This window comes from Rhizobium tibeticum (genome assembly GCF_900110205.1).
In the GTDB taxonomy this organism is placed as follows: domain Bacteria; phylum Pseudomonadota; class Alphaproteobacteria; order Rhizobiales; family Rhizobiaceae; genus Rhizobium; species Rhizobium tibeticum.
This window is the reverse complement of record NZ_FOCV01000027.1, coordinates 72,825-86,567: the sequence shown is the minus strand read 5'-3', so window position 1 is coordinate 86,567 and position 13,743 is coordinate 72,825. Positions and strand designations below refer to the sequence as shown.

The window sequence follows — 13,743 nt, the reverse complement described above, 5'->3', positions numbered from 1 at the left end:
ATAACAACATTCTCGAACGCGACATTAGGGTTTTTGCGACCGGAAGAAAATCGTGGCTGTTCAGCGACACTGCTGACGGAGCCAAGGCCAGCGCAGTGATCTATAGTTTGATGCTGACATGCCGCGCCTGTAGCGTAGACCCTCTGATCTGGCTGCGGCACGTGCTTACTGAGTTGCCGCAGCGAGACGACGCCGCCGACATCGGCGACCTGCTACCGATCAACTTCTCGAAAACATCCACCGCCTAACGGAGCCGGATCTCGCTACCGAGGCGCGTTCGGTGCAGCAGCCGTCAATGCGCATCGAAAATCGCGCTTACTTAAAGCCTGCCCCGATGCAGTGCCCGACACTAACGTGGAGTTTCTGCTATCCCTTCAACTCCTTCTTCAGTTCGTTTAAGAAGCGCCAGTCGGTGCCATGGGCAAGGAGCTCGTGAGGAGTGCTCTTTAGCATCCCGACTTCGTGGAGGCGCAGGGCGTAAAAGCGCAGCGTGTCCTCGGCGCTATACTCACGCCACTGAAAGGGGAGCGCCTTCATGACCTGGAGGGCATGGTCATAGCGCCGTGTATATCCTCGGTCCACCATGAGCTGTGCGGAGTGCTCGGGCTCGCTGGCGCAGAAATCCGCCGCTCTCAAGATGGCGCGGAGGGCCCGTTTGGTAGCCACGGGATTTGTTCGGACGAACTCCCGGTTCCCAGCCAGCATGCAGCAGAAGTATTGCGACCACGGCCGGTCCACGGTGCTGCTTATCACCACATGGCCGATCTGCTGCTCCCGCATCTCCTGCGGTTCCGGGGGGAAGCCCAGGTAAGCATCAATCTTCCCCTCCCTTAGGAGCCGGATGGAATCGGATCCCGGAAGCGTGACCAAGTGTATGTCCCGTCGGATATCCAGGCCCACATAAGCCATCATTGTGGCGAGAAAGACGAATCGGCTGGAATCTAGCGTCGGCACTGCTACGGTCTTGCCCTTTAGGTCGCGGATCGTTTGGACGCGATCGGTCCCGAACAGCTCAAAACAACCGATGTGTAGCCCTGCCAGTATAACTATGGGATCCCCCGCCTCCAGGCTGAGAAGCAGCGGGGCGGCGAAATGTCCATTGAGGTCGACTTCACCGGAGGCGAGGGCCGGCGCGATGTCCGCGGTCCCCAGTTTTTGGAGGTACTGAACCTCGGTAAACCCTTCGCTGCGCAGCAGTTCTTCGGCTACATACTGGGGAGCCTGACAGATGCTGGGAATCCTGACGAGCCGGATCCGTGTCGTCTCAGGCGGTGGCTCAGCAGCGGCTTGCCTGGGGTGCCAGCCCAGAAACCCCGCGGTACCCGCCAGGGTTATCCCACTCAAGAACTTCCGTCGGCTGAACTGTCCAGGGCAAAGGGTATGCATGGGTCCCTCCCTTCCAAGTCCAATGTGACAAGAACGTGCCTGTGGACACTTCCGACCTCGCATGAACGAGTTGCTCATACCGTTTGACCGGATGGCGAATGATAGCACATGGCGCCCCGGAATGGCGCGCGCTATCTCAGTTTGCAGACACTCCTGAGCGGTGGGTGCGAGCGCTCGAGCCGCTACCGGCTTCGCTGTCGCCGACCTACACAACCGGTCGTGACGCCACTCGCAGCGGAATTCGCCGCGGGATCGGAAGCAAGGGCGATGCCTCGCTTTGTAAAAGCGAGTTTACCGCGACATCCCCACAGAAGAGGCAAAGTTTTCCCTCGCTAGCGTTGCAGACAAGGCGTATATTTTTTGATCGTTGCGGGACCACAAAATCAAGCGTTAAAGACCTTTTGCTTGAGGCAAGGTGTTCTGCCTTTCTATTGGGCCGTTCATAAGCGCGTGTTTCTTGTGAAATAGTCTTCCCCGCGATTCTGACGGGCATTTTCCGTCTTATTAAAGAGGGAGCGCTCCGATGCACATCATCCAGAACCGCCGCTCTTTCCTGGCCAGTGCAGCGGCAGTTGGCGTCGCTGGCGTTCTGGGCCCCGCGACACGGGTTTGGGCCGAGCCACTGCCAGAAACGACCACCATCCGCCTCGGAAAGATCAGCGGCATCTGCATTGCGCCACAGTACGTTGCCGAGGATCTGCTGCGTTTGGAGGGATTCTCTGATGTCCGCTATGTCGCGGGAGAACCAGGCTACGGCACGTCTGAGACGATCGCGCGCGGTGAGGTGGATTTCAGTTTGAATTTCGCTGCGCCCCTTGCCGTTGCGATCGATGCAGGTGACCCAATCATGGTGCTGGCGGGCGTGCATCCTGGGTGCTTCGAACTGTTCGGAAACGAAAGCATTCGGAGTATGAGAGATCTGAAGGGCAAAACTGTAGGCGTACAGGGCCTGGGATCAACGCCGCACGTGTTTTTGACCAGCATGGCTGCATACGTCGGGCTCGACCCACAAAAGGACATCCGCTGGGTGACCAATCCAGCCGTCAGACCAATGGAGCTTTTCGTCAAAGGAAAAGTCGATGCGTTCCTCGGCTTTCCACCCGAGCCCCAGGAACTGCACGCCCGCAACATCGGCCACGTAGTCGTAAATAGTGCCACCGATCGTCCCTGGTCGCAGTACTTCTGCTGCATGCTGGCGGGCAATGCGGACTTCGTTCGGAACAACCCTGTGGCCACCAAGCGCGTGTTGCGCGCCATTCTCAAGGCGGCAGACCTATGCGTCGCCGAGCCATGGCGCATCGCGCGACAGATCGTCGATGGCGGGTTCGCCGCCAACTATGATTATGCCCTGCAGACGATGAGCGAGGTGCCTTACGGAAAATGGCGCGATTACGATCCCGAGGACACGATTCGGTTTTACGCCTTGCGGCTGCATGAGTCCGGCATGATCAAGTCGAGCCCGCACGAAATCATCGCCAACGGTACCGATTGGCGCTTCCTCAGCGAGGTGAAACGCGAGCTGAAGACATGAGCAGGTGGCCGGCGCAGATTGTGATGTTGATTTTGCTAGCCGGACCAGGGCAGGCGCATCATGCATCGCACGATCAGCGCTTGCCGACTATCGGAGCGGCGGCAGACTTTACGCTGACATCACAGAGGGGGGTACCTGTCTCACTCCGCGAATTTCGCGGGAAAGTGGTCGCCATTGCGTTCATCTTTGCTTCCTGTACCGATATCTGCCCGATGCTGACCGACAACATGGCGCGTGTAAAGGATGCCCTGGGCCCGGTGTTCGGGTCACAGATCAATTTCGTTTCGATCACCGTAGACCCGGAGCGGGATACGCCCGAAGTGCTGAAGCAGTACGCAAAGAATTTCGATGCCGATGTGAAGGGCTGGGTGTTTCTTACCGGCGATCCGGCAACGGTCCATGAGATCGGTCGGAAGTATGGCATCATTGCGATGAAGACAGCGAACGGCGACGTCGACCATACTCTGCTGACGTCTCTCGTGGACCGCAACGGCAGCTTGCGCGTGCAGTATATGGGCGCCAGCTTTGATCCGGAGGAGTTCCGAAGTGATCTTCTCAACCTCGTGGATGAATCCCGGTAACGTCGCGAGTTGGCTCGTCGGCTGCGTGGCGCAGTTGCCGGCGCGCGTCCAAACAAAGCTTTTGGTCGCATTCCTGTCGATCGTCGGAATGCTGATCGTGCTCGGGGGAGTCGAATTGCGCGTGTTGAGCGGGGTCAACGACCAGACGACCGAGCTAATCAAGTTGCAGCGCAGGATTGCAGCCTATCGCCAAGTCCAGCACGACACAACGAACCAACTCTACAGCATCGCGACCGCACTTTTGCTGCAAGACAAAAGGATGCTGGATGCAGCGCTGCGCCAGCTCAGCCAGTTCGGATACGACCTCGACCGCATGGCGTTCGTCACCGAAAGTGAAGTGGAACTGCTCGGCGAGGTCCGGGTGGAGTATGACCGGTTTACGGCTGGCGTAACGCGTGTCGCGGAGCTCATTCGCACCGGCCGCACAGACGAAGCGCGCAAAGTTCAAGTCGACCAGATCATGCCGTCGGCCGATCGGCTCGAACGGCTGACGAACCAGCTCGTCAATATGGCCGAGGCCGACATGGTGACATCCATCGATGCGACGGAAGGAGCCTACAAAACCTCGCGGCTGGTCGTGGTCTCCTTTATTCTGGGCAGTATTCTGTTGGCACTGGGTCTCGGCTACGTCATCTCCTGGTCGTTGATAGAGCCGGTCAAGAAGATCGAAACGCGTCTGCGTCAGATAGCCGCCGGCGACTTTGCCCAGCAGGTCGCGATCGGCAATCGGGACGAGCTTGGAGTGCTCGCCGACAATGTCAACCAGACCTCTGCCCAGCTCGGGCACCTGTACCAGGAAATTGAAAGCCGCAACCGAGAGCTGACTGAATCGCTTGAGCAGCAGATGGCAACTAGCGGAATCCTGCGCACCATCGCTGCCTCCCCGACGGACATTCAGCCCGTCCTGAATGCCGTTGCCGAGAGCGCGGCAAAGCTCTGCGACGCCTACGACGCGGCCATACTTCTTAAAGACGGTGAGTCACTGGCATGGAGAGCGCATTATGGTTCAATCCCGATCGACTTCGCCAACTGGCCGATCAGTCGCGACTGGGTGTCCGGTCGCGCCTTTGTCGACGGGCAGACCGTGCATGTAGACGACCTCACCGCCAGGGGCGATGATTTCCCTGCGGGCCGAGAAATGGCGATGCGGCTTGGCCATCGGACCACCCTCGCCGCCCCGCTCCTGCGGGAAGAAGAAGCCATCGGAACTCTGACGATCCGCCGGGTCGAGGTTCGGCCCTTCAACCGCAAGCAGATTGAACTGCTCACCACCTTCGCCGACCAAGCGGTGATCGCGATTGAGAACGTGCGTCTGTTCCAGGAGGTCCAAGCGCGCACAGCCGAACTCGCACGTTCTGTCGCCGAGTTGGAGGCGCTCGGAGAAGTCACCAAGGCGGTCAATTCGACGCTTGATCTCGACACGGTGCTGCAGACAATCGTAGCGAAAGCCGTGCACCTATCCGACACGGATGCGGGCACCATCTATGTGTTCAGTAGCAGCAGGCAACAATTCCGCCCGCGTGCAACTTATGGGATGAGCGAGGAGCTGGTTGCCGCCATCTCTGGGCAGACCATTGGGTTGAAGGATCCGGGGATCGGTGACGCAGCACGGCGCCGCGAGCCTGTGCAGGTTCCCGAACTCGGCGAAGAAACCCCCACTCAGAAAATCATCCGCGAAGCCGGATATCGCGGCGTGCTGATTGTGCCATTGCTCAGGCCGGACAAGATTGTTGGCGCTCTCGTCGTCAGGCGCCGTGAACCCGGAGAATTCGACGAAAAGGTTGTCCACCTGATGGAAACCTTTGCCGCACAGTCGGTCCTAGCCATTCAGAACGCCAAGCTGTTCCGCGAGATAGAGGATAAAGGTCGAGAGCTAGAGGCGGCGAGCCGCCATAAGTCTCAGTTCCTCGCGAACATGAGCCACGAACTGAGGACACCGCTTAATTCGGTTCTGGGCTTCACGGAGCTGCTGGTTGACGGCATTTACGGTGAGCTTCCGGACAGGGCAAGGGCGACAGTGGCGCGGGTGCAGGCCAACGGCCGGCACCTATTAGGCCTCATCAACGACGTGCTCGATCTTTCGAAGATCGAGGCCGGGCAGTTAACACTGGCGCTGGACGACTATTCCCTTGGGCAGATCGTACGAACCGTGGCCGCCGCTGTCGAACCGCTAGCGCGGGAGAAAGGCCTCGCGTTCACCACGTCAGTCGCAGAGAATCTTCCCACGGGCCGCGGTGACGAGCGCCGTCTGACCCAGGTCCTGCTGAATATTGCCGGCAATGCTATCAAGTTCACCGAAGCGGGCTCCGTCGACATTCTGGCCGGGGCAACCGATGGCCACTTCGAGATCGCCGTGCGGGACACTGGGCCAGGTATCGCGCCAGAAGACCAAACTCTCATCTTTGAGGAATTCCAGCAGGTTGACAACAGCAGCACCAGGCAAAAGGGCGGAACGGGTCTCGGTCTGGCAATCTCGAAACGCTTTGTCGAAATGCACGGCGGAACAATCACCGTGGAGTCAGCGCCCGGTGCCGGTGCGACATTCCGCATGACGATACCAATCGATGCAGAGGAGCGCTCTGAAGCGGCATGAGCAAAAGGATTCTGATGGTGGAAGACACCGAAGACAACAGACAGATCGTGCGAGACCTCATCGCTACCACTGAATACGAATTGATCGAGGCCGCGGATGGTGTCGCCGGCGTGACGGCGGCGGCGGCGCAGAAGCCGGACTTGATCCTTATGGACATCCAACTGCCCGTAATGGACGGGTACGAAGCGACTCGCCACATCAAGTCCAATCCGGCACTCCGGCACATACCGATCATTGCCGTCACCTCCTACGCATTGTCGGGTGATGAGGCGAAAGCCCTGGCTGCGGGATGTGACGGATACGTCACCAAGCCGTTCAGCCCGCGCCAGCTTCTGGCAAAGATCCGGGAATTCCTGTCCTGAGGGAAGCCACACAATGCACGATCCACCCCTCATTCTCGCCGTCGACGACACGCCGGAAAATCTCGAAATCCTGCAGATGCGCCTCAAGGCGTGTGGCTACGAAGTGGCCACCGCCGCAGACGGTGAAGAGGGCCTCGCCAAGGTACACGACCTTAAGCCTGATCTCATCCTTCTCGACGTCATGATGCCGAAGCTCGACGGTATCAGCCTCGTGCGCCTGCTCAAGCAGGACGTTTCGCTTCGATCGATTCCTATCATCCTCGTAACGGCAAAAGCCGACACGCGTGATGTCGTCGAGGGACTGGACGCGGGAGCTGATGACTATCTGACCAAGCCGTTCGAGCATCGGGCGCTGCTGGCGCGCGTCCGTTCAATGCTACGGCAGAAGACCCTTCACGACACTGTCGAAGAGCAAACGCGGAGCCTTCAGGACCAGGCTGCACGGTTAGCAGTATGGAATCGATCCCTCGAACAGAAAGTGGCGGAGCAGGTCACCGCGATCGAGCGGATGGCTCGGCTCAGGCGGTTTTTGCCCGCTCAGGTCGCCGATCTCATTGTTGCGGCCGAGAATGGCGACGCGCTTCTCCAAAGTCACCGCCGCGAAGTGACGGTCGTTTTCTGCGATCTGCGCGGCTTCACGGCCTTCTCCGAGACCGCAGAGCCGGAAGAGGTTATGACTGTCCTTCGAGAGTATCATGCATGTCTTGGCAACCAAATCGTCCGGCACGAGGGAACTTTGGAGCGCTTTGTCGGCGACGGCGTCGTTGTTTTCTTCAACGATCCGCTGCCCTGTGCTGACCACACTGAGCGGGCAGTCTCGATGGCCACAGCGATGCGTGATGCCATCGATGAGCATTCAGAGCGGTGGCGCAAACGGGACTATGTGCTTGGCTTCGGCATCGGCATTGCGCGAGGTCATGCGACCATCGGTCGGATCGGCTTCGACCAGCGCTCGGACTATGCTGTCATCGGCACCGTCACGAATCACGCGGCTCGATTGTGCGAGGAAGCCAAGTCCCGTCAGATACTCGTCAGTCAACGCGTTTTTGCAGCCGTGGAATCGTTGATCGAGGCTGTTCCTGTCGGCGATTTACACCTGAAAGGACTTCACCGGCCAATGCCTGCCTACGCAATTGTTCGGTGGCTTGGATCGTCACGGTGAACCGTGCAGGGAAATATTCCGGAACCCGACTATCGCCGAAATAGATAACCATGTTGCCCGCTGGCTCAACAATTTCGGACAGCGTGCTGTATTGCTGGTTCCGCGATCTAGAAAGCCGCGGACACCATTCAGAGGTAAAGAATCAGTCGAACGATGACGTTTTACTGATTTCGCATTCATGCCAAGCTGACCCGCGAGGTTTCACGTCGATGCCAAGCTGGCTTCACAGGACGGTCGCCGGCCACTCCGAAATATCCAGCAAAAACAATCAATCTGATTTTACGCTGATGCCAAACGCGAGATTTCCCCAATGTCCATACCGAAGACATAGGTAACTGATGAAAGCGCTCCTTTGATTCGTCGCTGGTGACCGGTGCTCGGAGCAAGTTGTGCCGATAGGATTGTCCCTTCGCTTCGAAGCGCAAAAAAGCGGCTTTGTGAAGCAAGCGCCATAAGATTCCAGGAGTGCTGATGCTATCCCGAGGATGGCTCAAGAGTTATCGTCGCCTGAGCGCCGTCTCCGGTTCTAATGCAGAGACGACGGCCAGCGTGTACCTGTCACCAAACGGGGCTCGCTTATTACGAAATTCAGGAAGCCGCCAAGCCGTAGCGTTTCACGATCGGTCTGGCTTTCAAGAATTTGATGCGCTTTCAAAATCTGAGCATCGATTTGCACCCGAAGGCAGAATGAAATGTACCCTCGTCGGCTGGCGTAGGCTTGGCCGCCGCTAGGAAGGTCGCCTAGCTCCAAAGGGCATCAGGCATAGGCAAATCAGAAACACAAAGATCAACCCAACCACACAAAACATGATGCCAGCGGCAGCCAATCTGATGGCGAGGCCATGTAGCCCGCTGGACCTGACGGGACGAGAAAGCACGCTAGATGCGATTTCCGTGCCAAGGCCTCTTCAAGACGCCGGAGTGTCCGGTGTCGCAGGGACGCATTTTCGAGGTGCCGCAACGGTCCATCCGAAACGCCACCAATCTCAAAAGCATCATGAGTGGCTGTGATCGCACGATTGCCGATGTCTGCTTCAACCTGACTCAAGGGGCACACTCGCCGAACGCGGCTGCGATAATCCGGTGCGCCGGATGACCCGTGTCGTAGAACACGGCAGCGATGTGTGCCACAAACATATCTGCGTTCAGCGGAAGGCCGGCCGCTGCAACTGCCTCAGCCTGCTCGTCGAGGAGCCTTTCCAGCGCGTCACAATCGTAGACGTAGAGTGCTCCGCTTTGGATACCAGTGTTCCGTGTCGTGAAATGCGCCGAGGCAAGCCCGCGCCTCGCGGCCGCAGCAGCGAGAGCTTTCGGAGTCGTATCGAGAAACCGTTTGATCGTATTGATTGGCAAATATCCGACGGGCTTTGATGGTCCTACAAGTGTCAGACTGCGCAGTATCGCACTCCGCATCCAATCATCCAGGACAGTCTTACGTCTCAGTCTCGCCACGTGCGTCCATGATCCTAAACCAACGACAAGAGTGAACACCACGCTGATTATTGCTCGAGTTTGCGATCAGCCGGGGCGGTTCAACTTCGACGCTTGACGATAGAGCATTCACGAAACGCTGCAATTACACTGAAGGAATGAGTGGCCGGGCGCGTTACGAACTGCGCATCGCTCGATGGCTGGTACCTACCCGATAAGACACCACTTCCGTTGATCGCCACCGACACGTCAAATCCACCTTGTCCATTGAAGCCATCGTTACCCCAGGTGCTAAGGAGTTCCGTCTCGTCGCAGAGAGGGGCCGTGGTATCCAGCTTTCCTGAGGCTTGCTCAGTTCGCCTTCGCTGTTTTTGCAGGTGATAGCTTGATCTCTCGCCAAACTTGAGCCGCCTCACATCTCCGGAGTTTTTCAACCACATCGGCCCACAGCGGTCGTCGCCCCCCACGACGGGCAGCGAGTGCGACTGCGCCGAACCTCATCCGGCAGATTTACCCGATCGTCGAGACAGCATGCACCTTCATGTCATCGCGAACTTCATAAAACTTGTTCCCGTCGATATATATGGAGTGGCAACTTGGCTTCTCGCCTTTTCCGTTCGAGCAAGCTTTGCCATCCTTGAAGGTGAGCTTGGTCTTCACGTCCATCATTTTGCCGTCGACGTTGGCCTTGCCCGTGATAGTGCCCTTCTTCCAACTCCATACCAGATCGGCGGTCACGGGCTTCTCCAGATCGAAAATCTCGACCTTCACGTGCTTGCCGTCAGCAAAGGCTTTGAACTCTTCCATCGTGACCTTTTTGGCACCTGCTGGAAGGTCCACGGCATATGCGTTTATGCCTGATAGTAAGAACGTCATTGCACCAAAGCTTGATAGAAACTTTCTCATGGCAAGGTCCTCACCCAAACATTCCGGTTAGCTAAACTACCACTCCAGAGGGCGACGTCACAACGCGGGGCACCACCATCAATTTGATGGAGGCGACGAAATCTCGATATCGCAGCGAGTGAGAGCCGCGAGTAAGGTGAGGTGGACGCCTCGTGCCACCAGATCGACAAGAACGCAAAAACTGGCACCCAATGCGGACGTTGCGCTCTCTGTTGCTGTGTCCACCTGTTGTTGGTATTTTTCGCAACATGGCTCAGCCGCGAGATGCATTTGTTCCATTTGTGCTCGATCGCTCCGCCGGGCTGGTGCGCCGGGACCGAGAGGCGATTGGGCTTGGCCAGCACCGAACCGCCGTTCGACTTGAACGGACTCCCCTTGGATAATCTTACGCGTGATCAGGCCGATCAGATCGCCGACATCCTCAGCAAGCACGGGGTTGAGCGACCCGGCTACTGAGAGCAGCTATCGATGAAACCCGCTCCGATCGGCGGCCGGCGTCCATTGTTGGGACCTTTGTCCAACTAGCTCCAATTACAGAACCGGCTAATATTGCCCCACCCTCTCGCCGAGGATACGACGGAAGCCTGGGGCGGATGAAGAAGTTCGATCGCTACGGCATAATCTCGGCTCCGCGACCATGCGTCCGCGTGTCTCTCAACCAAATCCCGCAATACACAATTCCGGAACGACGCGGAGTTCTCCGGTTAGTGTACGCTTTGGGATGCGAAACCCACCAGCCCTCCAAATAGGAGCATCTCACTCCAGATAGTCAAACTCGTGCAAACGTCGCCCCTGAAGGAAACGGTAGCCCCCCTGATGACGTCGTCCTCCATGTTGTGGACGAGCACTCCATTCTTGCCTGGTGTCAGGTCGGCGATCATGTGCCGGACATTGGTCGCGTAGAGCGTGGAGGCCTGGTTGGCCATGCGGCTGGGAAAATCGGTATATCCGATCACAACAACACCGTTGTCGGACACCACGCGCTGGTCCGCCACCGTGAGTTCGCAGTTTCCGCCCCGTTCTGCCGCCAGATCGACGATCACCGATCCCGGCTTCATCAATCTCACCATGTCGGCAAGCCAGAGCTTGGGGGCATCGCGGCCGGGGATCAGCGCCGTAGCGATGACGATGTCGATACCGGGCGCGAACTCGCGGAACTTCTCCAGCTGCTTCTGACGAAACTCCGGTGATGACGGCGCTGCATAGCCACCCGTCGAAGCGCCATCCTGCTGATCAGCGAAATCCAGGTAAACGAACTCGGCACCCATCGACTCGATCTGCTCGGCGACCTCCGGACGGACGTCGAAGGCGTATGTGATGGCACCGAGGGAGGTCGCGGTTCCAATTGCTGCAAGTCCGGCCACCCCGGCTCCGATGACCAAAACACGGGCGGGCGGAACCCCGCGGCGGTAACCTGGCCGGTGAAGAAACGGCCGAAGTTGTTGCCCGCTTCGATAACCGCTCGGTAGCCGGCAATATTGGCCATGGACGACAGTGCATCCATCTTCTGCGCGCGAGAGATGCGCGGCACCATGTCCATGGCGATCACATTCGCGCCAGAGGTTGCCACCCGATCGAGAAGCGCTTCGTTCTGGCCGGGGTAGAAGAACGAGATGACGGTCTTTCCCGCGAACAGCGGCTCGTATAGGTTTACTCCAGTGAAGACCCTCATCCCTCCGACACTGATAACGTCGAAGAATGTGAACGGCCGTAAGGGCTGGGTCGCTCAAAAAGTAGCCTCGAGAACCAGACAACGCCGAGCGGGTCCGGCCGGTTGAGTATCCTCGTGTTCCCAGACGAGCTGAGCAGGAACGCCACCCGGACCGAAAACGGAGCCAGGAGATCGATAATGCTGAATGTTGACCAAGGAGTTCCGCTGGTCGACTTTGATTGGACATAGATAGAATCTGTACAAGACCCGACGAGCCGGGCAAACAGCGGATCGACAATGGCAACCCATCGCTTTACGCCAACCTCCTACCATAACGTGATCGGAACCATGCCGGCCGCCGTTCGGATTGCCGATGGCGACACCGTTATCACTCGGACAATCGATGCTGCCGGATACGACGAAGAAGGGGTTCAGCGCGCGTCCGGCCCCAATCCGATGAACGGTCCAATCTATGTCGAAGGCGCGGAACCAGGTGACGTGCTAAAGGTCGAGCTGTTGGCGATGAATCCGACACGGGACTCCGGCTTCACGCGAAGTGTGCTCGCCGCGAATGTGATCGAGCCGGAGGTGGCACGCGATCTACCCAGATCGGAAAAGACCTTCTGGACGATTGACCGTGAGCAGAGGACCGTCCGCTTGTCAGAACCTCTAGCAGGCCTTCAAAATTTGATTTTGCCCTTAGACCCGATGATAGGATGCTTCGGTGTTGCTCCAAGCCTCGGCCAAGCAATCTCAACTGCCACAAGCGGAGAATATGGTGGCAACATGGACTATCGCCTGTTTGGCCCACGGTCGACGATATGGTTCCCGGTCTTCGCCCCGGGAGCGTTATTCTTCCTTGGTGACTGCCACGCCGTGCAGGGCGACGGTGAAATTGTTGGGACAGGCGTGGAGACGACGTTCGAGGTCACCGTGCGCTTGTCGGTGGAAAAGAGAAAACGCATTTCTTGGCCGCGTGCGGAGACCGCCGATGACATCATAACAGTTGGCAACGCGCGGCCGCTGGATCAGGCTCTTCAACACGCCACGACGGAGATGCTTCATTTGCTGTCAACGGACTACAATCTGACCAAGGTTGCCGCTAGCCAACTTCTTGGTCAGGTCGTTCGATATGACATCGGAAACGTATTTGATCCTGCGTATACAGTAGCATGCCGGGTCGCTAAGAGGTGGCTGCCAGTTCGCTGAATTACTTTCGGTTGTGACGAGCGAAGCTCACAGAGTTACGATCCTTCGAGTTTACATAGGCGTGGCTCGCCGGATCATCGCCGTACAACCGCGAAGCCGGGCCGGATACCTTTTCGCTCTCAAGCTTCACAGTGCGGCGTTTTTGACTTTTGAGATGACCGAAGCCGCGGCCGCTTTCCATCAATGACTATCCTATCCTCTCCGAAGCAAAGCTTCATGGGCTTGGCGGGGATAAAATGGTTCGCGTACCTTTGATGAAGGTCCGCCGGTGGATATGCGGAATCGCGCGATTGCCTCGTTCTATCTCAATGTTGACTCCGCGACAAAAGAGAACATAATAAGAACATCCAAAACATACGAAGAGGACGACGGCTATGCCACACATGCCGGCCGGACAACCGCGCGCTAAGGAAATGACGGGGACGTGTTGGACGTCGCCCAGGAGGGCTACGTTGGCCGAAATACACCCCCTTCTGATGGCGATCATAATCTTGATGCCAAATTATCAAGACTGGGGACTCTATTCGGCTGACGTCTGGGACATGGCTTCCGGTGGCCCGCTCGGCTATTTCGATATCTCGTTTGACCCACCCACCCGTCGCGCCTGCGGCTACTACAATGCCGTCGGCTCCTCGGTTGTAATGCGCTCACCGCGGTGGTTCCAATGTACTGGAGACATCAACGACGCCATGCGGGCCTTCCATGCGCTAGTCAGGGAAGCTGGTTATGTCCACTAAGTCGGTGAAGCAAGTGGATGTGGATTTCGAAATCGAAGCCGCCCTCGCCTTCCATAACGAAGATGCCAAGGCGACGATCCCCACGCTACTCGGCGATATCAAACACCTGCGTATGCAGCTGGCCCTGGCGGAGGCCGCGATGAGCCGAGGGATGACCAGCGGTTGGACGCCGAAGTTCGAACGAGAGGCTTGAC

12 protein-coding genes and 1 pseudogene are annotated in these 13,743 nt (G+C 57.9%); 9 read left to right on the top strand and 4 right to left on the bottom strand.

Annotation, left to right across the window (positions count from 1 at the left end; translation table 11 throughout):
* A partial coding sequence (locus BSG20_RS25125; protein ID WP_143147528.1) for a transposase domain-containing protein occupies nt 1-248 on the top strand: 248 nt, incomplete at its 5' end.
* A gap of 118 nt (nt 249-366) precedes the next feature.
* Here the strand turns inward: BSG20_RS25125 and BSG20_RS25120 are convergent.
* A complete protein-coding gene (locus BSG20_RS25120) occupies nt 367-1,386 on the bottom strand; it encodes an ABC transporter substrate-binding protein (protein WP_072379531.1) in 1,020 nt (339 codons plus the stop codon).
* A 523-nt stretch (nt 1,387-1,909) separates the two neighbouring features.
* Between BSG20_RS25120 and BSG20_RS25115 the strand changes: the two genes are divergently transcribed.
* Genes BSG20_RS25115 through BSG20_RS25095 form a run of 5 tightly spaced genes read left to right on the top strand, consistent with a single transcriptional unit; the run spans nt 1,910 to nt 7,615 of the window.
* On the top strand, nt 1,910-2,917 hold the full coding sequence (locus BSG20_RS25115; protein WP_072379533.1) for an ABC transporter substrate-binding protein: 1,008 nt from the start codon (nt 1,910-1,912) through the stop codon (nt 2,915-2,917).
* Nucleotides 2,918-2,940: 23 nt separating this feature from the next.
* Entirely contained in the window at nt 2,941-3,498 is a 558-nt protein-coding gene (locus BSG20_RS25110; protein ID WP_167371600.1) for an SCO family protein, read from the top strand.
* Nucleotides 3,464-6,091, top strand: coding sequence for an ATP-binding protein (locus BSG20_RS25105; protein ID WP_143147526.1), 2,628 nt, complete (start codon nt 3,464-3,466; stop codon nt 6,089-6,091). The genes BSG20_RS25110 and BSG20_RS25105 overlap by 35 nt, the downstream gene beginning before the upstream one ends.
* A complete protein-coding gene (locus tag BSG20_RS25100) occupies nt 6,088-6,453 on the top strand; it encodes a response regulator (protein WP_072379538.1) in 366 nt (121 codons plus the stop codon). The genes BSG20_RS25105 and BSG20_RS25100 overlap by 4 nt, the downstream gene beginning before the upstream one ends.
* 13 nt (nt 6,454-6,466) lie before the next feature.
* Nucleotides 6,467-7,615 carry a response regulator gene (locus tag BSG20_RS25095; RefSeq protein ID WP_072379540.1) on the top strand — a complete coding sequence of 383 codons (1,149 nt, stop codon included), beginning with the start codon at nt 6,467-6,469 and terminating at the stop codon, nt 7,613-7,615.
* Between the two features lie 1,044 nt (nt 7,616-8,659).
* Here the strand turns inward: BSG20_RS25095 and BSG20_RS25090 are convergent.
* The 3 genes and pseudogenes from BSG20_RS25090 to BSG20_RS25080 all read right to left on the bottom strand — a co-directional run.
* Nucleotides 8,660-9,028, bottom strand: a complete 369-nt coding sequence (locus tag BSG20_RS25090) for a hypothetical protein (RefSeq protein WP_072379542.1) — start codon at nt 9,026-9,028, stop codon at nt 8,660-8,662.
* A 528-nt stretch (nt 9,029-9,556) separates the two neighbouring features.
* A complete protein-coding gene (locus BSG20_RS25085) occupies nt 9,557-9,970 on the bottom strand; it encodes a hypothetical protein (protein ID WP_244541409.1) in 414 nt (137 codons plus the stop codon).
* 764 nt (nt 9,971-10,734) lie between these two features.
* Nucleotides 10,735-11,594 (bottom strand): annotated as a pseudogene (locus BSG20_RS25080) (Re/Si-specific NAD(P)(+) transhydrogenase subunit alpha); the annotation flags it as partial.
* 306 nt (nt 11,595-11,900) lie between these two features.
* On the opposite strand from BSG20_RS25080, the gene BSG20_RS25075 reads away from it, so the two are divergent.
* From BSG20_RS25075 to BSG20_RS25060, 3 genes are all read left to right on the top strand, one after another.
* On the top strand, nt 11,901-12,812 hold the full coding sequence (locus BSG20_RS25075) for an acetamidase/formamidase family protein (RefSeq protein ID WP_072379546.1): 912 nt from the start codon (nt 11,901-11,903) through the stop codon (nt 12,810-12,812).
* 494 nt (nt 12,813-13,306) lie between these two features.
* Nucleotides 13,307-13,549: a hypothetical protein gene (locus tag BSG20_RS25065; protein WP_244541410.1), complete on the top strand. Its 243-nt coding sequence runs from the start codon at nt 13,307-13,309 to the stop codon at nt 13,547-13,549.
* A complete protein-coding gene (locus BSG20_RS25060) occupies nt 13,539-13,742 on the top strand; it encodes a hypothetical protein (protein WP_072379552.1) in 204 nt (67 codons plus the stop codon). Before BSG20_RS25065 ends, BSG20_RS25060 begins: the two co-directional genes overlap by 11 nt.
* The last annotated feature ends 1 nt before the right edge of the window (nt 13,743 follow it).

Excerpts from the sequence above, each read along its gene's own strand:
- BSG20_RS25060 (WP_072379552.1), top strand. The coding sequence starts at position 13,539 with ATGTCCACTAAGTCGGTGAAGCAAGTGGATGTGGATTTCGAAATCGAA.
- BSG20_RS25120 (WP_072379531.1), bottom strand. The coding sequence starts at position 1,386 with ATGCATACCCTTTGCCCTGGACAGTTCAGCCGACGGAAGTTCTTGAGT.
- BSG20_RS25075 (WP_072379546.1), top strand. The coding sequence starts at position 11,901 with ATGGCAACCCATCGCTTTACGCCAACCTCCTACCATAACGTGATCGGA.
- BSG20_RS25100 (WP_072379538.1), top strand. The coding sequence starts at position 6,088 with ATGAGCAAAAGGATTCTGATGGTGGAAGACACCGAAGACAACAGACAG.
- BSG20_RS25090 (WP_072379542.1), bottom strand. The coding sequence starts at position 9,028 with ATGCGGAGTGCGATACTGCGCAGTCTGACACTTGTAGGACCATCAAAG.
- BSG20_RS25095 (WP_072379540.1), top strand. The coding sequence starts at position 6,467 with ATGCACGATCCACCCCTCATTCTCGCCGTCGACGACACGCCGGAAAAT.
- BSG20_RS25110 (WP_167371600.1), top strand. The coding sequence starts at position 2,941 with ATGTTGATTTTGCTAGCCGGACCAGGGCAGGCGCATCATGCATCGCAC.
- BSG20_RS25115 (WP_072379533.1), top strand. The coding sequence starts at position 1,910 with ATGCACATCATCCAGAACCGCCGCTCTTTCCTGGCCAGTGCAGCGGCA.
- BSG20_RS25065 (WP_244541410.1), top strand. The coding sequence starts at position 13,307 with ATGCCAAATTATCAAGACTGGGGACTCTATTCGGCTGACGTCTGGGAC.